The organism is Tetzosporium hominis (genome assembly GCF_002265435.1).
Taxonomy (GTDB): domain Bacteria; phylum Bacillota; class Bacilli; order Bacillales_A; family Planococcaceae; genus Chryseomicrobium; species Chryseomicrobium hominis.
On sequence record NZ_NOKQ01000261.1, the window covers coordinates 1 to 234 of the forward strand.

A 234-nucleotide genomic window follows, 5' to 3' on the forward strand; every position below is an offset into this window, starting at 1 on the left:
AATAATCATGGCCATGAAAGGGAAATGTAGTCAGATAGAAGGCATTTCATACGGAAAGGATGGTTCGATGAAGGAAACAAGCCCGATTCCTCAGCCTAAGACCTATGGTCCGCTCGGCAATCTGCCTTTAATTGATAAAGACAAACCGACACTGTCGCTGATCAAATTGGCAGAAGAGCAGGGCCCGATTTTTCAAATCCATACACCTGCGGGCACGACGATTGTAGTGTCCGG

The 234-nt window shown here is 47.0% G+C and carries 1 protein-coding gene; it reads left to right on the forward strand.

Going from position 1 to position 234, the window contains the following annotated elements; translation table 11 throughout:
• Positions 1-67: 67 nt before the first annotated feature.
• Positions 68-234, forward strand: a 167-nt coding sequence (locus CF394_RS16095; protein ID WP_243370842.1) for a cytochrome P450, incomplete at its 3' end; no start/stop codon positions are given.